Source organism: Methylosinus sp. is20ea (genome assembly GCF_059718135.1).
Genome location: NZ_AP046088.1, coordinates 3,090,922 through 3,110,624, shown reverse-complemented (window position 1 = coordinate 3,110,624; position 19,703 = coordinate 3,090,922). Strand labels below are relative to the sequence as shown.

The window sequence follows — 19,703 nt, the reverse complement described above, 5'->3', positions numbered from 1 at the left end:
ATTGGCCGGCCGCTCTCCTCGTCAGTGAGCGGCCGGTTTCGTTTTGGTCAAGCGATCGGGTCGTCGCGATCTTTGTCGACGACGAGACGCAACCAAGGCCGTTCGGAACGACAGCGCAGCGCGCCAGCGCCATGGCGTTCTCGGTCGTCGTCGAGATCGCCGAGCAGCGCAGAAAGATCGATCAGCCAATCGTCGCCGTCGCGCCGCGCCCGCCACATGCCGCATTCGGCGCGTAGGCGCAGGTAGCGCAGCGTTTTCCGTGTTACCGCGCATGCGGCGGCCAATGAAACAAGGCGCGTCTTTTCGATATCGTAGCAGTTCGGTGAAAGGGTCATGGCTCGGGGCTCCGGGGTCGTCTGACGGCTTCGACGCGACAACATGCGCGGGCGTCGGCCGCTCAATTGAAGCGCGGTAAAATTCAACGCCTCGAGGCGTTCAGGCGGCCTCGGCGACGCCTAGACGAAGCCGCTCGCGCGCGACGCCGGCCGCGAGGGTTTCTATGGCCCGCACGGTTTCAGCGTCGCCGCGCTTGGCGTCGACGATCTCCTTGAACCGCCCGATAGCCGCATCGTGTAGCGCCGCCATGCCCTCGAGCGCCTCGAACTCGCGGGCCAGCGCGGCGCCGCGCGGATGGTTTGGGCCGTGCATGGCGAGCGCGGCGGACTCACACCAGACTTGAGCCTTGTCGAGCGCGGCGACAGTGCGAAGGTCGCATATCGAGCGCGTCAAGATCAGCTCGGCCGGCAAATCCGCGGCCTCGCACGCGCTTTTCTCTCGTGAGAGGTGCGACCTCACCGCCTGCATGATGTGATTGCGCGTGAGCGATGCTTTGATGGCATGGCCGCCGCAAACTTCGCGCAGCGCATCGGCCGTCGCCTCGAAAGACCTGCCGCCGCCGAGCCCCATGTGCGCGGCGTAGACGACACGAGCGGCGAACGCCCGATCATAGACGCCGGGCTCGCCTCCCGAGGTCTTGAAACTGCGCAGGTCGAACACGGTGGCGTTGACGTGTCTCCCCGCGCGCGCAAGGGCACGGGTTTTCGACAAGACGTGATCGAAGATATCCGGGTTTTCGGCAAGGAACAGATTGCGCGCCTGGGGCGTCAGGCCGTCGACGACATGCTCCAACAGATCGCGCGACGGGACGCTCGGCTCGGCGGCCCGGCGATTGAGGCTCGACCACGCCTCGAGCAGAAAGGCGAGCCGTGTCCGAGGGTCCGGTTTCGTGAAGCCGAACTCGTATTTCGTGGGGCGGTCGCTCATTGCTCGCGCGCCTCCCGCGCGATTTCCGATCGGCGCGCAATCGCGGGCTTCGTCCGGTGACGACCTGCCGCATCATCACCTGCGCCGGATCGTCGCCGAGCTCCTGGGTGATGGAGACGAGCCGCACATTGTGCTTGGCGAGCCTGCGCACATACATTTCTAGGCCGAAGGCGTCGCGGAAGAAGCGAGAGAACGAATGAACCACGATGACGTCGATCGGATGATCGTCGTCGCAAGCGCGCTCGATCATGCGCTGAAATTCGGGACGATGGTCGTCCATGGCGGAAGCGCCGGGCTCGACATATTCGGCGACGATGCGCCAACTATGGCGTGCGCAATAGGCGCTCGTCTGCGCCTGCTGGTCGGGGATCGACAGGTCGACCTCCGCCTGCCGCGTTGTGGAAACCCGGAGATACAGCGCGGCGCGGGTGCAATCGGGCATGGGGAAAACTCCCGTCATCATCAAATTCGTGGCGCGAGTCCGATCAATCGGCCGAGTCTATTCCCGAGATTCGCAGGCGTCACCGGAATTTCGGCTGCGCCAGCGACAATCGCCCCGGATCGTCCCGCAATGAGAAGCAAAACGAGCCGCGGAGACCGCGGCTCGAAAATTGTGAGATCGACAATCTCGCCGTCACACGACCCGCTTCAAAACTTCGGAAACGAATCGAGGCGACCGATACGGACCAAGTCGGTCAGCGCCGAACGGACCTGCGGCCAGGGAAATTCGGGGCAGTTCTCGCACCATTCGCCCTCGCGGAGCACAGCGTGGAGCTTGGCCGCGACGCCTTCGACGGTTGACGCCGGCGTGGCCGCCAGCGCATCGGCGAGGTCTTTCGCTATATCTGCGGCTCGCTCTTCGTCTTTTTTCGCTTCGGAGTAGCCGACAGCCAAATCGGCGGCAGCCCAGCGCGCGCGAAAGATTTCTTCCTCGATGGCGCAGCCCGCCTCGACGCCTTCGGTATCGTCGACGCTGTCTGACGCGCGGATCAACTGCATCAATCGGGTTTCCAAGCTTTGCTGCTTCTGGCAGAGAACGTCGGTGATGTCCTGGGCGGTCTTCCATCGCGTCCACAGGGATGTTGCCGGGTCGACGATCATCGTATGAGTCGAGTCGACGCCCGCAATGCCCTTGAATGGCGCCGGCGCGACGGCGCCGACGCTCGCAATCAACAAAGTCCTTCGCGTGAAAGCAGACGCACTCGTGATAGTCTCAGGGTCAGCCATGATCCGAGCTCCTCATAAGCCGGGTTGTGGTCAGGCCGGGCGAGGTGTTGACGCACGTCGTCCGGCCGCACAGGCTCGTGGCGTACACGGCTCGAGGCTCTTTCCATTTGCTCGGGCGGCGTGATAGCTAGAACACCATGCGAGTGGAATCATATCACGTCCACTGCAGAGATCAATATTGGATCATATGAGCTGTATGTGATCACAGGAGCGCAAATACGGGCGGCGCGCGCCCTCATTCGTTGGACCGCCGAAGACTTGGCGTCTACCGCAAAAGTCGGCATCGCCACCGTGCGGCGCGCCGAGGGCGAAGACGGGCAGCCGTCAACAACCGCTGCAAACCTGAACGCTATTCGCATCGCCTTGGAGAATGCAGGCGTGGAATTCATTCCCGAGAATGGCGGCGGCGCCGGCGTGCGGCTGAAGAAGTAGAGGGGTCGCCGTCGACCGGCAGCAAGTGGGCGATTTTCGTTTCCTTGTCCCTTCATCGACGTGGTCCGAATCGTTGGTCGAACAAGTCGCCGAGCCACGCCTCGATTACATCGACTTCGGCGCGCGTGACCGGGACATCTTCGGGCCAATCATCGGTGACAGTCCAGGCTTCGAGTTCTCGGTGGGCTTCTGGATCGATGTTCGACCGAGCTCGAATCCGCGTCGACGCGACGCGGCGATCGGCGCCGACGCAGCGAGGATCGAGAGGATTTGCACGCGCTCGCGACATCCCGGCAGGATCGCGCGCTCGATCTCGAACAAGAATGGCCTAATTTTACTCCGGGATGCGCTTTCCTACGCACTGCCATCGAGACGGTGAACGGATGACGGCCAACTCATGATCGCCGTGCGCGCCGAGGTCTCGGCGACACAGCGAGTCCGAGGAAGACGAGCACCGCTCGGTTGAGACGCAAAATGTCCTCTTCGTCCAAGCGCCCGATATGTGAGCCGATCTTCGATTTCGGAACGGTGGTGACCTTGTCCGCCATCAAGCGGCAGGGCACGCGCAATCCGTTGCGCTCGTTCGGCTCCACGGGCAGACGGAACAGAGGCGCGTCCGTCTCGTCTGTCGTGAAAGCGCAAATAGTGATGGAGTCCGTCGCGTCGAAACTGTCATCCTGTAGGATGACCACAGGGCGCGGCTTGCCTGCGTAGTCCTTGCCGCCGGCAACGGTCCAGATGTCGCCGCGTCTCATTCGTTACCGTTGTCATCGATGTCGATGACCGACACCGCATCGATGAACGATTGGTCGTCGAGAGAATGGGGGCTCATAGCGACGGCGAGCGACTGGCGATGCGCCTCCGCCCGGAAGGAAGCGGCGCGCACATCCGGCACCCAAATCTGTATAGGGCGCAGCCCTTGGGCGCGCAGGCGCTCGCGGTGATCCCGCACCTTGACGCGGGAGGGCTTGGGCTTCGCTACCGAGGCCATGATCAGTCTCCTATTGGTTACATGTAACCTATCACGAGCCGTTGCGTTTCGACAATCCCGACTTTTTGCATCGGCTCGGGTCGCGGCCGGGCCTCCACGGGGCTCGAGGCTTTCATCACAGCCCCAGCCCGCGTTTCCGGCCGAGATTCCACTCGATGCCGCCGCCATCGCGGTGAACGCCGCTGAGATATTGGCCGATGCGCTTCTCGAGAACGGGCTGCCAAGGCACGAGCTGGAAGCCAAGGCCGTCCTCGATCATCGCGAAGCGCCCACTGGCGAGATTCGCGACGCCCGCCATCCGCCCCGACACATATTCGCCCGGCCCGCTCGGCGAATACGACAAGCCGCGCTCCGCGGCCATCTGCCGGCCGACACGTTCCACCTCCCGCCGCTCCAGCGCAGCGATAGCGCTTCGCGAGATGGAGATAGATTTTCCGTTATCCTTGGCGAGGCCCATTTCCACCAGCCGCTCGGCACGCCGGTGGAGCGCATTCTTCACGTCGCGACCGAAGCCTGCTTCTGCTAACGGAATCGGCTTGTCGGCGACGAGTTCGCAGTCGAGCCACGTCGCTCCGTCGCTCGCGATCTGCCGTTCGACGTCGAAGGTCGAGAGCGTGCGCACGCGGAGTCCGTCGCCACCATGGGCCAGATCATAACTTTGGCCACGCTCGACGATATCCTTCGGCACGCGCCAGTGATCCGCGTCGACGCGCTCGACATGCCCGGCCCGGCGCAGCGCCTCCAGCCGGCGAACATGGAAGCGGACGAATGCCTCCGGGTCCTTGCCCTGCCGCTCGAAGCTCTCGCGAATGCGTTCGAGATGAGCGCTCGGGCGGTAGACGCCGTCGTCCTCCGTGACGATGGCAATGTTGCGGTCGGCGGGCCTCGGACCGGAAACGGCGGGCGCGGCTTCGACGATCATGCCTCGGCCGACCTCCTCGATGCGGGTCGGATCGGCGAACTCGATGTGATGGACTCGTCCGTCGACGCCGTCGACGATGAGATAGACTCGCTCACTCAACTCGTCGCCAGCCAGCCCTTTGGCCAGCACCCGGCCGACGATCTGCTCCTTTCCGGTCTCCCCGTGGCAAACATATTGGGCGACGCCGCGCTCCTCCGCCAGACCGTGACCGGCCAGCGCCCGGCGGATGGTCTCGATCGCTTCGTTGCGAACGCCGAGTTCCTTCAGCATCTGCTCCGCGCGGTCGGAAATCGCCCACCGCCCCGTCTCGAGTTCGGCAGCGAGGCCGTAGCGTTCCAGACGCCGCGCGCGGCCGAGCAGCAGCGCCCGGTTCTCTCGGACAAGAAAGGAGGCGTCCTCGGCGGGCCTGAGATCGACGGCGCCATGCTCGCGCTGCTCGGCGATCAGCATCTTGTCGAGCCGCGTCAGTCGCTCGGCCGCAACTTCATTCGCGAGCTTCGTCTGAAGCTCGATCTCGCTCTGATGGCCGAGCTCCAGCGTGACCAGCTCGCTCGCATGGTGACGAACGCCATGAGCGATATAGTCGCCGGCGATATTGAGGATGCGGCCGTCGTCGAGCACGCCCCGGACGATGATGTGGGTGTGAGGATGGCCGGTGTTGTGATGGTCGACGGCGATCCAGTCGAGGCCCGTGTCGAGGTCCTTCTCCACCTGCCGCATGAGGTCGCGGGTAAAGCCGCGCAGGTCGGCCATGTCGGCGGAATCCTCCGGCGCGACGATGAAACGGAACTGATGACGGTCGTCGCGTCCGCGCTCGATGAAGGTGCGGCCGTCCGCCTCGTTCTCGGTCGCCGAATAGGCGCGGCCCTTCTCGCCGTCGCGGGTGACGCCATCGCGTTCGAGATAGCGGAGATGGGCGTCGACGGCCTTGCTCGCGGCGCCGTGCATCTTTGGACCGCGCGTTCCGCGTTGCGGGTTGAGCTTCACGACGCGCGCCTTGACGACGACACGTCGCGATCGGAACAGTCCGGCGGAGTCGCGCCGCCAGCCGCCGCCGTCTCTCGGCAGCGACGCCGCCACCTTCGCGCCTCGTCCCCGCGCGTTGAACCGGCCGCTTCCTTCTCCTCCTTTCCGGCCGACCGCGTCCGCGGAGCCTCGGCCGATCCGGCTCGGATTGCCGCCGGCCTTGCGAACAGCGATCTCGACCTGCCGGACGAAGGAAAGAGAGCGAGGACGGACGCTCCTTCCGCCAGCTCGGGACCGGCCGGGTCGAATGTGGAAATCGTCTCTGTCGTTGCTCGCCATGGCGAGACGATCGGCGTCAAAATCCGCCTGCGCAACCGCCATCGAACGCCGATCGCAGTCAGGCGTGAAAATACCCGCTGTAGCGTAGAGCCGGCGGGACATGCCACGTGGCGCCTCTCGAACGCCGGCGTCTATCACGCTGCAAATACGAACAAATTCGATTCTGGCGGAAACCGCCACACATCGCGCCGTATCATGCCTGCGCATTCGTAGCCTGCAAAAACCAATGTGCAGACAACAAATTACGAGCCCCGCGAGGTGCGAACGTCAGTTCGCTTTATCTTGCCGTCTTAATCGGGCGGTCTTAAGCGTTCGGTCTTCGTACATCCTTTGGGTAGTCAGCGTCTCGGCGGTGGCGCGGAAGCATGGGATCGTCACCGGCCCTCTGTTCCGATGGCGATCGCAGTTCGACTTTGCGCAGAAGAAGCGCGCTCGACTTGCGCCCGTCGAGCTGCCGAACGGCGTGGCGGTCGTGCATCTTCTGCAGAACCTCATGCAGGCTCCTGACGGGATGACGGCTATCGAATTGAGCGACGGACGACGCGTGTTCACACCTATTGGCAGCGATCCCGAAGTCGTTCGGATGCATGTCGACGCGGTTCAGGGACGCGCCATGATGGTCGTTCCGGTGGGCGTGAAGGTGCATCTGGCGCTCGGCTACGCGGACATGCGCAAGCGCATGGACGGCCTCGCCATGCTGGTCCAAGAGGTGCTTGAGAAAGACCCGTTCTCGGGCCCCCTCTCGCCTTGCGAGGAAAGAAGACTTCGACGCTGAAGACCCTGTTCTGGGACGGCAACGGGCTGTGCCTTTTCTCGAAAAGGATCGATCACGGCAAGAACCACCTTCAAGACGCGAGACGGATGGAGGCAAGCCGGCCAATTTCGGATCGTTGCATTTCGTTACGAAAGGCCTCATTTCACTTCATTTTGAAGCGGTCATACCTGTGCCCCCGAGGTGCGATGACCCTTCTTAGTTCCTATCTCAGAGCGCCAAATAGCCGCCGAGTTCGTGTTTCAATGGCTGCACGACTCGCGTACAATCCGCTAGGATTCGATCACATGGAGACGTTAGCGCTATGGCAAAGCCGAAAGTTTTTGTCAGCTATGATCACTCGGAGGACGTGCACTACAAGCGTTTGTTGCAGGCTTGGGACGCGAACCCCGACTTTGAGTTTGAGATGGACAGCCGCGGCCCAAATGTCGCGATCGGCAGCGACGAGGCTGCCGTTATCAAATCGGCGCTTGCCAGGATGATGAAGTCGGCGACGCACCTGCTTGTCCTCGTCGGTTCGAAGTCGCACCGGAGCGATTGGATGTCCTGGGAGATCGATCGCGCAAAGCAGGCCGACATCAAGCTGAAGATTGCTGCGGTGAAGCTCGCCAAGGAGAACGTAACGCCACCTGGTCTGCTCAACTGCGGCACTGCCTGGGCGACCAGCTTCGAGAGGGATCGCATCATCGAAGCATTAAAGGCTGCAAAGATCGGGTATTAGCCTTGGGCGCGGAGCACCCAATCACAATCGCAGCGCTGGCGGGTCGTCGTATTGACGACGCTGAGGCGTCCGACGCCCGTTTTCCCCTTGACCGGGTCCCGGCCGTGAAGGCTGCGCTGACCAAGGCGTTCGTGCATCATCGGGTGACTGAGCTTGTCTGCTCTGCTGCGTGTGGCGCAGATCTTGTTGCGCTCGCTACCGCCGAGGAGCTTGGGATTCGCCGCCGTGTCATTCTGCCCTTCGACACGGCTATTTTTCGACGCACTTCGGTGATCGACCGGCCGGGTGACTGGGGGACTCTCTATGATCGGCTTATCGCCGACGCCCGTGCGTCGGGTGATTTGACCGTCCTCGACTGCGGACCTGGAGATGAGAACGCTTATCGCCGGACCAACCACACGATCATCCATGAAGTTGCCTCGGGATCCCATCGGCACTTGGCGATGATCGTCTGGGAGGGCCGGCCACGGAATGGCGATGACGCCACGGCGGAATTCCGCCGCTTAGCGACCGCCGCGGGGTTTGCAGAGGTAACGATTCCGACATGCTGACGTGGCTTTTCCAGATCGTCCGGCCGATTCTTGGCTACCCAAATGCGACAGAGCCCACGCTGGTTTCGCATCGTTCGAGTGGCCGCCGGACCGCCATCGTCCTCCTGCATGGCTTTTCTGGCAAGACGATCCAAACTTGGCGCCCCTTTCTAGAGCATCTGCTTGCCGAGCCCGCAGTCCGGACGTGGGACGTGTACGGGATCGGCTATCCGTCTTCGTTGCGTGTGGACATTCCGCAAGTCTGGTCTGCGGATCCAGACCTTGATATCGCCGCCAGATCGCTGCGCACGGCGCTCTCGTTGTCTCCCCTCCGAGACTACCGATGCCTGGCACTCGTCGCCCACAGCATGGGCGGCCTTATCGTCCAGAGAGCATTGCTCGATGATGAGGCCCTTCGCCGCAAGGTTAGCCATGTAGTGTTGTTCGGCACTCCTAGCACTGGATTGCGGAAGTCTGGACTAGTATCCGGCCTGAAGCGGCAATTCAAGGACATGGCCTCGGACGGACCGTTCGTCACCAAGCTGCGAGAAGACTGGAATTCGCGGGTCGGCTCCGCCCCGCCTTTCGCGTTCAGGGCCGTCGCCGGCGATATAGACGAGTTCGTACCTGCCACCTCCTCGCTGGGGCCGTTTCCCGACGCCTGCCGTGCCGTCGTTCCAGGCGATCACCTCGGCATCATCAGACCTACTTGTCCCGACCACCGTGGGCTCAGGTTACTCGTAGAAATGCTAAGCGGTGCAGGCCAGGTGCCGGGAGCCGTTGACGGAGCCCGGCTTGCGCTCGAACTCGGCTGCTTCCGCGAGGCCGCGGACATCCTCCTGCCCCGCGCAGCTGAATTGGACGAAGCAGCGCTCGCCAGCCTTGCGCTCGCCCTTGAGGGTCTCGGCAGAGGTCAAGAGGCTTTGGAAATCCTCGAGAGGCACGGCCAAGGGGACCGAAGTCTATCCACCACGGATGCGATCGGTATCCTCGCAGGAAGGTTGAAACGGCGATGGCTAGTGGAGCGTTCAGCAGTCGACCTCGACCGCGCACGGGAACTCTATCTGCAGGGACTGGAAGCTGCCGAACGGCGTGGCGATCACGATCAAGCTTACTACCACGCGATCAATATCGCCTTTTTGGATCTCATGGCGTCGCCTTTGGACCAACCTGTGCCATTGTCGGCGCGCAACATGGCTGAGCGGGCGCTGGAGCACTGTAAAGGCGCTGCCGTAGAACACTGGCGATTGGCGACAGAGGCGGAAGCCAGCCTAATCCTAAAGGATTTGCCGCGCGCGGAGGCCCTTTACAGGCAAGCTCTTGCGAAGGCCCAAGGCCCGCGGGGAGTGCAGTCAATGTACTCTCAGGCGGTACGCGTCGCCGCAAGAGTATGCGGTGAGGATGGTACCGCAAGGATAGAGCAGCTTTTTGAGGTAGGAGTCCCGGTGACAGCGTTGACGAGTCGATCGCTGGAGGCAGAGAGTGAATACGAAAAGTAAGAAGATCTGCTTCGTAGTGATGGGCTTTGGCAAGAAAACGGATTATGAATCTGGCCGCACGTTGGACCTCGATGCCACCTACGAGGCGATCATCCAGCCCGCTGCTGTCAATAACGACCTCCGCTGCATCCGCGCGGACGAGATAATGCACTCGGGAATTATCGACACCGCCATGTACGAGATGCTCTTGCGAGCCGAACTCGTCATTGCGGACATCTCGACGGGAAATGTGAACGCGATCTACGAGCTCGGCGTTCGGCACGCCTTACGCCCGAACTCCACGATCATCATGAAGGAGTCAGCCGGGAAGCTCCACTTCGATCTCAATCACATCAGCACCTTTCACTACGAACATCTCGGCCAAGACATCGGGCAGCGCGAGGCCACGCGGGCTAGTCGCGAACTTGGAAAACTCGTCGCTGAGGTTATGGCGTCGCAAACGCCCGACAGCCCGGTCTATACATACTTGCCGAAGCTGCAGCAGCCTCGCCTTTCTGATGAGGAGTATGCCGAGCTGCTGAACGAGACGGAGGCGGCACAGGAGCGACTCTCGGAGCATATGCGTGCGGGCGAGGCGGCTATGAGAGAGAGCCGTTTTGGCGACGCGGTGAGAGCATTCACCGCAGTCGCGGCAACAAAACCGGGTGACCCTTTTATCATCCAGCAGTTGGCCCTGGCGACTTACAAGTCCAAGGAGCCATCCGCGCTGGAGGCGCTGATGCGGGCGCGCGAGATCATAGGTGAGCTCGCACCCGAGCGATCAAACGATCCCGAAACCCTTGGACTCAACGGAGCAATCCGCAAGCGACTCTGGGAGCTTACAAAGGATCAAGTCCAGCTCGACGCCGCAATACGTAGCTACGGCCGGGGTTTTGAGGTGAGGCGGGACTATTACAATGGGGAGAACCTTGCGTTGTGCTTGGATCTCCGCGCGGCGGCACAGACCGCCTCTGACGAGGCCACTTACGATAGGATGTCCGCTCGAAAGGTGAGGCTTGCCGTCCATGAGATCACTAAGGAGATCATGGAGGCCCAAACTTTCTCCGAGCGGTCGGACCAACGGTGGGTCCTGGCGACCAGGGCTAATATGGCCTTCGCACTCGGCAACACGGAGGAAGCTGAACAGCATGAAAAGGCCTTTCTGAAAGGCAGCCCAGCCCCGGCCCAATGGGAAATCGAAACGTATAACAGCGGAAAGATCGCAACGCTGACGGCTCTGGGTACGGACGTGAAGGCTTCATCAACGACCCTCGAGCGCCAAGGGCGAAAGTCACCCGCCCGGAAAGCGCGCAGTAAAGCGAAAAAGGCGTGACTGTTTCACAGTTACTTCACTTCGTCCGCCAAGCCCGACCATGGGACGATCTTGATGCCCTTCTCCTGGATCCAGCTCGGGCTGTTCGCCGGTGGCCGGTCACCCGAATGTGTGGCCACGACCTTCTTCCCTAATTCCAGGGATCGTTCGACTTCCCAACGCACCCATCTGCTCTGAGCTGTGTCCTTCGACAGATAGACCACACACACTGAAGCGCGTTCAATGCGCTCCGAGATTTTCTGCTTGATGTAATCGGCTCGGTTGCTATCGTAAGGTTCTTTGACCGAATGGTCGTTGAACTCGATGTCGTTGCGGTCGTTTTTAGCTTGTGCACGCAAGAGATTAACCTCATTTAGGTCTTCTGCGGCAAAGCTTATAAAAACGTTACGCTTACCCTCACGAAGTGTCGCCCTTGCCTTCTCTTCAAGGCCCTTGATGTCGCCAAGTCTATTCCCGGCACCGCCACCACCGCCGCCCATTTTAGCTCTCCCCGAAATCGAACTCGCGGCATGCGATGCATATGCCACAGGGCACGTCGCCTCCAGCATGGCACGAGTAGGTCCCGACCAGCCCCTTTTGCCCTGCGAGCTCGACCACGTCACGCTTATAGAACTGCGCAAGGGGGGCGAGGATTTGAATCGGGCGTCCCGTACAGCGGGAGAGGAGGCTCTGGGTGTCAGAGAGGAAGCCGGATGTCTGGTCTGGGAAAAGGCTCGTTTCCTCATGGAGAAGGCCGATCGAAACAGCCCTGGCTCCCACCTGTGCCGCGTAGGCGGCTCCGATGAGCAGAAACAGCATATTCCTGCCTGGGGTGAAAGCGTTTTCTAGGATCGGGAGTGCGGGGTCCGTCAAACCGGACCGAATAAGCTCGCCGAATCCAGCTAAGTTTGCCACGCGAGGCTGCGGCAGGCCAAGGTTGCCCATCGCGTTCCGGCAGGCTGCAAGTTCGCGGTCGCGTGCACGCTGCCCGTAGTCGATGAACAACGGAAACTGCTCTACCTGCTCTTCTTTTGCGAGGCAAGCCACGAGTGTCGAGTCAAGCCCGCCGGAAACGAGGGTGACGATGCTCATGCTATAAGCGCCTCCTAGTGCGTGCCTCGGGCGACCCGCATCACAATCCAGATCGCCCAATCAAGCAAGCCTACAGGGTAGCCTAGGCTAATGGCATGTGCACGAAGAGTTGCCTCGTTGCTCTGATACTGGCGCATTCCGGAGACGTGGCGGATCGGAAATTGGGTGAGTCCCAGCGTCGCCATATACATTAAGACATGGCGGTCGAGGATGGCGAGATCATAGCTGACCCCGGTATTTCGTAGGAACATGCTCGCCTGCTTAGGGCCAATCCCAGACGCATGCCGAACGAACCAATCGCGGGCCTGCCCGGCGTCGGGAAACCCATCCAGGAGGCTGCCGAGTTCGCCCGTCGCGCGCGTAACCGCCAACCGAGTGGCTGCCAGTTGGCGCGCGCGGGATCTCGGGAATCGATAGGCGCGGAGATGGCCGTCTATCTGAAGCGGCTTCGATAGTAAGCTCTCTAGTTTAGCCGCCAGTTGTCCTTCAGCACTGTGCGAGTTCGTCAAGAGGGCACTTTCGTCGATCGCATCCGCCGCCGCGGTCGCCAATGAGTACGGAACTTGGCTGCTGAGGATGCAGGCGGACAGCTCCCACCACAAATGCCGCTCTGTCACGCCAGGAGAATTGGTTTCGATGCGAGTCACAATGTCACTGCACACAGCGGCGACCGCACTCACAAGGCGGTCTGGCGTAAACGGCATCAAGCGAACAACTCCGGTAATTGACGCGTCAGCTCTGCAACGTTGTGCGGCCCCAACAGAGCTGTGATGAACACCTCCATTCTGCTGGATGTGGAGTGCTCCCGGAGCCTGCGGCAGAACGTCCGGAAGTACTCAAGATTGTGGAACGCGACCTTGCCCGCGTAGTCAATCCGCGGGTCGTTGATGGCAGCCTGCGTAACCGGAGACACGGCCTCCCTCGCTTGCCAGGCAAAAAGGTCGAAATGTTGGGGATGATGCAGCATCCCGTTTTCAGCGTTGATCGCGATCCGGCACCATTCGAGCCCGTCGAAACTGTCTGCCCCGGCCGCGGTCAGCACCGCGATGCTCCATGGATTCCCCGTCCCAAGCAGGTGCAAGGGCTGGTAGAAAGGCAACTCATCCAGCTTAGTGCGGATCCGCCGTACCGTCTTGGCTCGTTCAACCAGTCCAGACCCGAGTTCCCGCTCGGGCACTGCAATCATAGGCGGCGCGAGATGCTTCGCGACTGCGTGAATGACCTTAGGGAGTTGGACCAGATCGTGATCTGCACCGCGGACCTGTCTTGCGTGCACAATCGGAACCAACTCCCCGCCGATGTTGCTGTGGTCGCGGTCGACGGCTGCGACAACCCTTGCAGCCGCCTCGGATGGATCTACGGGTGGCCTCATCACGTCGAAGGAGCACGCCCAGTCCATTGGAACCCCAGCAAGCGCAGACTTCAGCCGTCGAGGACGCCACGTTCGATCACGGATACGGGTCGCTTCGTAATTACCAGAATCTGCGAGGATAAAGCCACCGCGATCACGAAAGCGGACGAGTTCCTCAGTGATTTGGGCTCTCCGGTGCCCAGACGCAAGATCGTAGGCCGACACCAACAGCGTGTCAGCTCCAAAGAGGCGTAGAGCCCTGACCGCGTCGAGAGGCTGCAATCTGGTTTCGTAGGAAGACACGGAGAAGAAAAATGCGGGCAGTTCCACCCGGCCTCCCCCGATGCTTTCTGGGCGGGTGGGCTTACGCCTCCGTGGCGCGGTGAGCGCGATTCGATGGGCAAGGTTCTGGATCCCGGGGTGCTCACTCCCGTCGGTCCAACTACGTAGATCCACAGAGCTGAGTCCCCCATACCCGTACGGTGGGTCGCTGTCGTCAATGCGGACAGGGATGAGCGGCCTGTTGTGCTTTATAGCGAGGCGTAGCTCATCTCCGAGGTTGGCGTTTTTGCGGGAGGCGTTTGACCAAATCGGAACGACACAGACGGCGTGCGGGACCTCTCGTTCGATAGCTTCTGAAAAGGATCCGACTATGTCGCGGTCCCACCACACGTCCCAATGCGCAGACAATATGGTGTGCAGCTTCTCCGCCACGACTTCATCCTGCCTAGCGTAGAAAATGCATATGTCGGCCATCTGTCGCGCCGCCGCCTCCCACCCTTGCACAGCTTCTGATACTCAGGGACGGTTTTCAAGATACCAATGAGGAAGCCGACCATAGGGCGAGATAGGCTGCGGACGCGAAATCGTCTGTCACAGTGGCGCTAACTCGGTCAGGCACAGCCGAGCAGATCGCCAGCGCTTCGGCGAACACAACCAATGGCGCGCCGTTCGTGGTAGCCGTCCGCCAATCCTCTTCCCGAAGGCCCTCGGCCAGGGCGAGTACAGCCGACGGTGTGCGATCGGCTCTTCCGACAATGCCCAGAATGCTGACGGGATCGACGACTTCCGCGCCCAGCTGCCCGAGTCGAAACCTCGCCTCCTCAGCGAGCCAGCGGCGGCCTAATGTGTTAGAAGCCGCGACGAGAAGGATCGGACCCACCGGAGCCCCACCAACGGGCTTCATATTCGATCCGGCACCTTCACGGGTCGGCAATGCACGGGTTTCACAATAAGCGGCAACCGCCCGCGATGCGAGGTCTGCCGCCTCTTCCGGTGGCTTAGCGCGCTCTGCCCAGTGGTGAGCGAAGATCGCCGTGAACACGTCGCCAGTCCCGATTTTGAAGACGTGGCTGGAACGATAGGCAGGTACATACGAACGGGCACCGTTGGCCGTATACACTTCAGCGCCTTTGGTCCCGCGCTTCACTACAATCGCTGCAGCGCAATCGTTTACCAAGATACGCTGTGCCGCGACTGCCGTGTCGTCGCAACCGGCCATTGCGCAGATTTCCACCTCATTCAACACAAGGGCAAGCTCTCGCGCAAAGGATCCGTTTTCCTGGAACGGCCGAGGATTACCGCGTGTCTGTGGATCGTATACGGCCCGCCCGGCCGAGACGATTGCGTCGCCCTCGAGCATTCCAAAACGCAGTACGATGTCTCCGCTTACACGAAGTGGGGGCAGCCGCGAGATGCTTGTCGGAGCGGGCTCGACATGCGGGTCTGAGAGCGGGTGGAAGTATGCGAACACGATACCGGAACCGCTCGCCTGAGCGTGAACTTCCACGCCTAAACTACGGAGGGTTGTGATTCCAGGACCATTGGGCGCGTGCGTATATGTGTGGAGAACGCTGCCTGGCGAGATGGCGCTAATGGCCGCAGCCGCCCGGCCGCCCGAGCCAAACTCAGCGTCCCACGATGGAAATTCGCAGACCTCTTTGTAAAGTCCACCGACGATGTGCATGATCGGAACTCTCACTTCGTTGGCGCTATCGGCCCAGATACCTACGCAATGATCGGTCTAAAAACAGACCGCCGCAGGCAGGTGATGCTGCAACGAATGCGTTAACACTGCAATGGATCCGCCACTCGCAGCTGAAGCAGCTGAATTAGCACCACTCAGCGTCCTCCGCCCGGTTTTGGCAGACAGCATCCGGCTCATGGCCTCTTTGCTCATTACCGGAACTGAGAACTCCGTTGGCCTTGATCGAGCCTATGGCTGTGCCTCGTGGCGTCGCGCCGAGAGAATAACCCATCTCGGGATCGCTCCTGACGAGCCATCAATTTCGTGCGTTGCCCCCACTTGGGGGCCTGTTGAGAGGTTATATATGAATTTCAATTAGATAAATGTTCGCGTCTTTGTCCCGACCAGCGCGCCATTCGACGCCTTATGAGACAAAGGTTTTCGACGGATGGCGCAAAGAGCCGAGAGAGCGCCGGAAAATTCCGCGGAACCACGGCGGCACAATCCGGGGCGATTTCGGGCCTTGAGCGCCCCCTCACCCCGTCGTCGCGAGCGCCCGAGCGGCGTCGACGATTCGGCGAAGGAACGTCCAGGCGAAATTCACGACGGGCGGCGACGTCCCGCGCTCGGCGCGATACATGCGGGCGGGGATCGGCCAAAGCGGGCTCTTGGTCTCGACACGCTCGCGGTCGCGATCAACGTCGCCGGCGCCAGGCCGAAGGTGCACTCGGCCCGGCTAACGCGCTCGAAGCGGAAAAGCATCAGGGCAAGCCCGGGCAGATTGCCGCGCGGCTCGTTCATTCCGATCTCGTCATCCTCGATGAGCTCGGCTACCTGCCGTTCAGCGGCTCCGGCGGGGCGCTGCTGTTCCACCTGCCCTACACTTACCTCGGCCCCAATAATGGCCGGACGGACGCGCTCGGCAATCCCATTCCCGCGGGAACGATCGCCCGTGATCGCTTCTATGTGTACCACGATCAGCACAACACGCTGACGATGACGGTCGATCGTCCGGTCCTCGGCTTCGACAATAAATTCCTGCTCGGCGCCGACGTCAATTCGACCCATTTCATCCGCGACCGCGGCTTTCCGACCGCGTCGATCGCCGATTATGTCGACGCTTGGAAACCGAGCCAGGGGACTTCGGCCTCTATGCCGGCGAATGGCCGATCCGCCGCTCGCCGACGCGCATCGACGATTACGCCGCGCTTTTCGAGGATGTGCTCACTCTGCGTCCCGATCTGAAGCTCGTGACCGGCGCGCGCTACGAATTCGAGAGATTGGAGCGCGTCAACTACAATCAGAACGGCACATTCTCCAATACGACGAGCTTCCGACGTAATTTCCACCCTTTCGACTTCCGCGTCGGCCTGATCTATGATGTGACGAAGGACATTTCGCTCTATGGGCAATATACGACGGCGAAAGATCCGATCGGCTCGGCGATCTATGTCGTCAATGCCGCGCAGAACTTCAATCTGAGCAGCTCGCGCCAATATGAGGTCGGCGCCAAGGCCTCGTTCCAGGACGGCAAGGGCGAGGCGACGCTCGCGCTCTATGAAATTCACCGCGCAAACATATTGACGTAGACGACGCAGAACACCGCGTCCAGCATCGGCAGCCAGATGTCGCGGGGCGTCGAGGCCTCCGCGAATTTTCTGATCACGCCACAATGGAAAGTCTCGGTCAACGCCGCCTATACCTATGCGCGCTACGGCTTCTTCGTCGATCCGGCGACGCTGGTGATCGGGACGGGCAACCGTCCGCCGAATGTGCCGACCTGGACCGCCAATCTCTGGACCTCCTATTCCAACATCGCCGATCTGCCCTTCGACGCGGGCTTCGGCTTGCGCTTCGTCGACTCGCGCGCGGGCAACAACGCCAATACCCTCTTCCTCGAGGGTTATGTGCTCGCCGGTGTCGGCCTTCACCTACCATGTCACGCCCGGCGTCGACGCGAGCTTCCGCGTCAATAATCTCTTCGACAAGACTTATGTGAATTGGGCCGAAGTGTCCTATCCCGGCGAGGTGATCCTCGGCGCGCCGCGCAGCGTCACTTTCGGGCTCACGATGAAATTCTGAACCCTCGGTTCGAAAAGCGACAGCAAGGTGATGGAAAATATGTGATCAGGCGTCGTTCGACCGCTCATCGGCTCGCGAAGCCGAACCGATGAGCGCGCTCGCTATGAGCCAACGCCGAATGTTCGAGACAGGCGTCCGAGCCGAGTTCCGCTGCTCCTCGCCCACCGCGAGTTCACGCCGGAACGCCTATCGCGCGCTCTGGCCGATCGACGTCGGCATTTGCCGTCTCTCGCGCGCGTCGAGCGTTGCCGCGAACGCCGCTGCCGCAGTCGAGATGGGCGACGAGGCGATAGCGCCGCGCCTGCTCGACGCTTTGGAGCGCGATGGTCCTCATACGATCCTTCAGGACGTCGTGCATCGCCCATATCGCGCGGCTAGCCGATGAGATGGGCCGCTGCGGATCTTTCGCAGAGCAGATACGCCGTTCTATGCCATTGCTATTTCTCGTTCGTCTTTCCCGGAACCGCTTCCTCGCTTCCTGTCGTACGCCGTCGGCTTCTTCGTCAAAATGTAAATCCGACCTGCACGAGGCCTTTCGTATGCCGGTCATAGGCGGTGGCGCCGCTGTTGGTTCCATAGGTATGCGCGGCTTGCGCCTTCAGCACCAGCAGGCTGCCGCCGCCGATGTCATAGGTCGCGTAATAGCCGACGCCGAGATCGTTCACGCCCGTATAGCTGCGCTGCATCGTCGTATAGGAGCCGTTCTCCAGCCACACCGCGCCTATGTCGGTGAACACGCCCAGCGCATGACGATAATTCTCGATCTGCGGCAGCGCATATTTCAATTCCGGCGTCACGATATAGCCGCTGTCGCCCGCCAATCCTTCATCGAAGGAGCGAACGCCCCAAAAGCCGCCGAGACTGAATTGCTCGCTGGTGTCGAGATTGCCGAACAAAGCCTTTTGCGCGCGCAGATAAGTCGACAGCGAGAACTTCTCGTCGAGCGCAATCGTCGCATTCACCGAGAGATTGATTCGATAGAAATTGCCGACCGTGTCGACGCCGGCGCGGTTCTGAATCTTCTGCGTCACATCGAGATAATTCACATAGCCCGAGGTGAAGGAGAGCGTCGAGCTCGTCGCCAGCGGCAGGCCGAACAAATCCTGCGCCGTGTCTCGCGTGACGCCGAACGTGCCGAGCGCTATGTTGCGATTGGCGGTCGAGGTGTCGGCGATCTTGTCGTTCAGCCATTTATGCGTGAAATTCGCCCAGAGCGAAATGCTCTCCTCGCGTTGGCGTATCAGCGCATAGCTCAGCGTGCCGGTGACGGCATAGGCGCTGCCGGTCGCGTCGAGATCCTTATAGGCGCCGCCCAGCGCATAAGTGGTGCGATAGGCGCCGATCTCGGCGCGCAGCCCGTCATAGCCGAGCGGGACCGAATAGGCGACGCGGCCATTGGCGAGCGCGGCGCGCTCGGAGACGATCGCCGAGCCCGACAGGCGATCGCCGAAGCCGAGCGGCGAATTAATGTTGAAGCCGCCATTCAAACGATCGCGGCCCGTATAGGGCGAGCCGAAATTATCGCCGAGCAGATAGCCTTCGACGCGCTTTCCTTCCGGCACGGCGAATTGGAAATCAGAGGTCTCTTGCTGCTTACCGGGCGAGACGATGATGCGCGGCACGCCGGCGCCGGGGAGATCGGAGACGAGCAGCAGCGCGCGCTCCAGCGCATCCTTATGGATGAGCGCTTCGTCCTCGAGCGCCGTGTCGACGACGCCTTGCAGGAAGCCAGCATCGACGGCCGAAGAGTTCTTGACCAGCACGCTGCCATATTTGCCGATGACGAGCTTGATTTTCAGGGAGCCCGTGCGCGCGTCCTGCGCGGGCACATAGGCCTTGGCGACGAGATAGCCTTTGGCGCGGTAGAGCAGAGTGACCTTGTCGGCGGCGCCGTAGATATCCCCGAGCGTGAGCTTGCGGCCTTCATAGGGCGAGAGGATTTCGCGAAGCTCGGCCTCGTCGACGAGCAGCGGGCCCTCGACGGTGAGATGCTTGACGAAGAGCGTCTCTTTGCTGGCGAGGGTGAAGCGCGGCTCGGCGATCTGCGGCAGCACGGGCGTCGTGGCCTGGCGCGGCGGCGCGGGGCGCGCCTCCTCGGCCTGCCGAACGGCGTCGCCGATATTATAAGGCAGGATCGGCGTCGGCGCGCTCTGCGCGAAGGCCTGCGGCGCGGCGAGGAGGAGGACCTGCGCAGCCGAGCAGGAGAGAAGAAGAACACGGATCTTCATTTGAGGATCGACCTTTCTGATCCGGAAAATC

20 protein-coding genes and 4 pseudogenes are annotated in these 19,703 nt (G+C 61.5%); 11 read left to right on the top strand and 13 right to left on the bottom strand.

Annotated elements, in window-relative coordinates:
- Window positions 1-47: 47 nt before the first annotated feature.
- The 4 genes and pseudogenes from AC6IY7_RS14595 to AC6IY7_RS14580 form a co-directional block, all read right to left on the bottom strand.
- A complete protein-coding gene (locus AC6IY7_RS14595) occupies window positions 48-335 on the bottom strand; it encodes a hypothetical protein (RefSeq protein WP_497780118.1) in 288 nt (95 codons plus the stop codon).
- Between the two features lie 100 nt (window positions 336-435).
- Window positions 436-1,128: a hypothetical protein gene (locus AC6IY7_RS14590; protein ID WP_497780117.1), complete on the bottom strand. Its 693-nt coding sequence runs from the start codon at window positions 1,126-1,128 to the stop codon at window positions 436-438.
- A gap of 193 nt (window positions 1,129-1,321) precedes the next feature.
- Window positions 1,322-1,705 (bottom strand): annotated as a pseudogene (locus AC6IY7_RS14585) (recombinase family protein); the annotation flags it as partial.
- Window positions 1,706-1,911: 206 nt separating this feature from the next.
- Window positions 1,912-2,490, bottom strand: coding sequence for a hypothetical protein (locus tag AC6IY7_RS14580; RefSeq protein WP_497780116.1), 579 nt, complete (start codon window positions 2,488-2,490; stop codon window positions 1,912-1,914).
- 192 nt (window positions 2,491-2,682) lie between these two features.
- On the opposite strand from AC6IY7_RS14580, the gene AC6IY7_RS14575 reads away from it, so the two are divergent.
- Window positions 2,683-2,922: a transcriptional regulator gene (locus tag AC6IY7_RS14575; protein WP_196410472.1), complete on the top strand. Its 240-nt coding sequence runs from the start codon at window positions 2,683-2,685 to the stop codon at window positions 2,920-2,922.
- A 73-nt stretch (window positions 2,923-2,995) separates the two neighbouring features.
- The gene (locus tag AC6IY7_RS14570; RefSeq protein ID WP_497780115.1) at window positions 2,996-3,301 is read left to right on the top strand and encodes a hypothetical protein; all 306 of its coding nucleotides are present in this window, start codon (window positions 2,996-2,998) and stop codon (window positions 3,299-3,301) included.
- 16 nt (window positions 3,302-3,317) lie between these two features.
- On the opposite strand, the gene AC6IY7_RS14565 is transcribed toward AC6IY7_RS14570, so the two are convergent.
- The 3 genes from AC6IY7_RS14565 to AC6IY7_RS14555 form a co-directional block, all read right to left on the bottom strand.
- Window positions 3,318-3,677, bottom strand: a complete 360-nt coding sequence (locus tag AC6IY7_RS14565; RefSeq protein ID WP_497780114.1) for a type II toxin-antitoxin system PemK/MazF family toxin — start codon at window positions 3,675-3,677, stop codon at window positions 3,318-3,320.
- On the bottom strand, window positions 3,674-3,913 hold the full coding sequence (locus AC6IY7_RS14560; protein WP_497780112.1) for an antitoxin MazE family protein: 240 nt from the start codon (window positions 3,911-3,913) through the stop codon (window positions 3,674-3,676). The genes AC6IY7_RS14565 and AC6IY7_RS14560 overlap by 4 nt, the downstream gene beginning before the upstream one ends.
- A gap of 115 nt (window positions 3,914-4,028) precedes the next feature.
- Window positions 4,029-6,242: a DUF3363 domain-containing protein gene (locus AC6IY7_RS14555; protein WP_497780110.1), complete on the bottom strand. Its 2,214-nt coding sequence runs from the start codon at window positions 6,240-6,242 to the stop codon at window positions 4,029-4,031.
- A gap of 250 nt (window positions 6,243-6,492) precedes the next feature.
- Between AC6IY7_RS14555 and tnpB the strand changes: the two genes are divergently transcribed.
- The 6 genes and pseudogenes from tnpB (at window position 6,493) to AC6IY7_RS14525 (ending at window position 10,974) form a co-directional block, all read left to right on the top strand.
- The gene (tnpB, locus tag AC6IY7_RS14550) at window positions 6,493-6,915 is read left to right on the top strand and encodes an IS66 family insertion sequence element accessory protein TnpB (protein ID WP_497780108.1); all 423 of its coding nucleotides are present in this window, start codon (window positions 6,493-6,495) and stop codon (window positions 6,913-6,915) included.
- Window positions 6,888-6,950 (top strand): annotated as a pseudogene (locus tag AC6IY7_RS14545) (IS66 family insertion sequence element accessory protein TnpB); the annotation flags it as partial. The gene tnpB and the pseudogene AC6IY7_RS14545, both read left to right, overlap by 28 nt.
- 266 nt (window positions 6,951-7,216) lie before the next feature.
- Window positions 7,217-7,633: a TIR domain-containing protein gene (locus AC6IY7_RS14540; protein WP_497780105.1), complete on the top strand. Its 417-nt coding sequence runs from the start codon at window positions 7,217-7,219 to the stop codon at window positions 7,631-7,633.
- A 2-nt stretch (window positions 7,634-7,635) separates the two neighbouring features.
- On the top strand, window positions 7,636-8,184 hold the full coding sequence (locus tag AC6IY7_RS14535) for a hypothetical protein (RefSeq protein ID WP_497780103.1): 549 nt from the start codon (window positions 7,636-7,638) through the stop codon (window positions 8,182-8,184).
- Window positions 8,178-9,662 carry a tetratricopeptide repeat-containing protein gene (locus tag AC6IY7_RS14530; protein ID WP_497780102.1) on the top strand — a complete coding sequence of 495 codons (1,485 nt, stop codon included), beginning with the start codon at window positions 8,178-8,180 and terminating at the stop codon, window positions 9,660-9,662. Before AC6IY7_RS14535 ends, AC6IY7_RS14530 begins: the two co-directional genes overlap by 7 nt.
- Window positions 9,646-10,974, top strand: coding sequence for a tetratricopeptide repeat-containing protein (locus AC6IY7_RS14525; protein ID WP_497780101.1), 1,329 nt, complete (start codon window positions 9,646-9,648; stop codon window positions 10,972-10,974). Before AC6IY7_RS14530 ends, AC6IY7_RS14525 begins: the two co-directional genes overlap by 17 nt.
- An 11-nt stretch (window positions 10,975-10,985) precedes the next feature.
- Here AC6IY7_RS14525 and AC6IY7_RS14520 read toward each other — a convergent pair whose 3' ends face one another.
- The 5 genes from AC6IY7_RS14520 to AC6IY7_RS14500 are packed head-to-tail and all read right to left on the bottom strand — an operon-like array spanning window position 10,986 to window position 15,038.
- Window positions 10,986-11,453: a TIR domain-containing protein gene (locus AC6IY7_RS14520; RefSeq protein ID WP_497780099.1), complete on the bottom strand. Its 468-nt coding sequence runs from the start codon at window positions 11,451-11,453 to the stop codon at window positions 10,986-10,988.
- Between the two features lies 1 nt (window position 11,454).
- A complete protein-coding gene (locus AC6IY7_RS14515; RefSeq protein ID WP_497780097.1) occupies window positions 11,455-12,045 on the bottom strand; it encodes a 7-cyano-7-deazaguanine synthase in 591 nt (196 codons plus the stop codon).
- A 14-nt stretch (window positions 12,046-12,059) separates the two neighbouring features.
- Window positions 12,060-12,749: an 8-oxoguanine DNA glycosylase gene (locus tag AC6IY7_RS14510; RefSeq protein WP_497782854.1), complete on the bottom strand. Its 690-nt coding sequence runs from the start codon at window positions 12,747-12,749 to the stop codon at window positions 12,060-12,062.
- Complete coding sequence (locus tag AC6IY7_RS14505) at window positions 12,749-14,152, bottom strand: toll/interleukin-1 receptor domain-containing protein (RefSeq protein WP_497780096.1); 1,404 nt, start codon at window positions 14,150-14,152, stop codon at window positions 12,749-12,751. Before AC6IY7_RS14505 ends, AC6IY7_RS14510 begins: the two co-directional genes overlap by 1 nt.
- Before the next feature lie 55 nt (window positions 14,153-14,207).
- Window positions 14,208-15,038, bottom strand: a complete 831-nt coding sequence (locus AC6IY7_RS14500; protein WP_497780093.1) for a PfkB family carbohydrate kinase — start codon at window positions 15,036-15,038, stop codon at window positions 14,208-14,210.
- A gap of 1,062 nt (window positions 15,039-16,100) precedes the next feature.
- Between AC6IY7_RS14500 and AC6IY7_RS14495 the strand changes: the two are divergent.
- The 3 genes and pseudogenes from AC6IY7_RS14495 to AC6IY7_RS14485 all read left to right on the top strand — a co-directional run.
- Window positions 16,101-16,238, top strand: a pseudogene (locus AC6IY7_RS14495) (ATP-binding protein); the annotation flags it as partial.
- Between the two features lie 245 nt (window positions 16,239-16,483).
- Window positions 16,484-17,338 (top strand): annotated as a pseudogene (locus tag AC6IY7_RS14490) (TonB-dependent receptor domain-containing protein).
- Complete coding sequence (locus tag AC6IY7_RS14485) at window positions 17,280-17,444, top strand: hypothetical protein (RefSeq protein WP_497780091.1); 165 nt, start codon at window positions 17,280-17,282, stop codon at window positions 17,442-17,444. Before AC6IY7_RS14490 ends, AC6IY7_RS14485 begins: the two are co-directional and overlap by 59 nt.
- A 503-nt stretch (window positions 17,445-17,947) precedes the next feature.
- Here the strand turns inward: AC6IY7_RS14485 and AC6IY7_RS14480 are convergent.
- Window positions 17,948-19,672 (bottom strand): ShlB/FhaC/HecB family hemolysin secretion/activation protein, encoded by a 1,725-nt coding sequence (locus AC6IY7_RS14480; protein ID WP_497780089.1) that lies wholly within the window; start codon window positions 19,670-19,672, stop codon window positions 17,948-17,950.
- Window positions 19,673-19,703 lie beyond the last annotated feature (31 nt).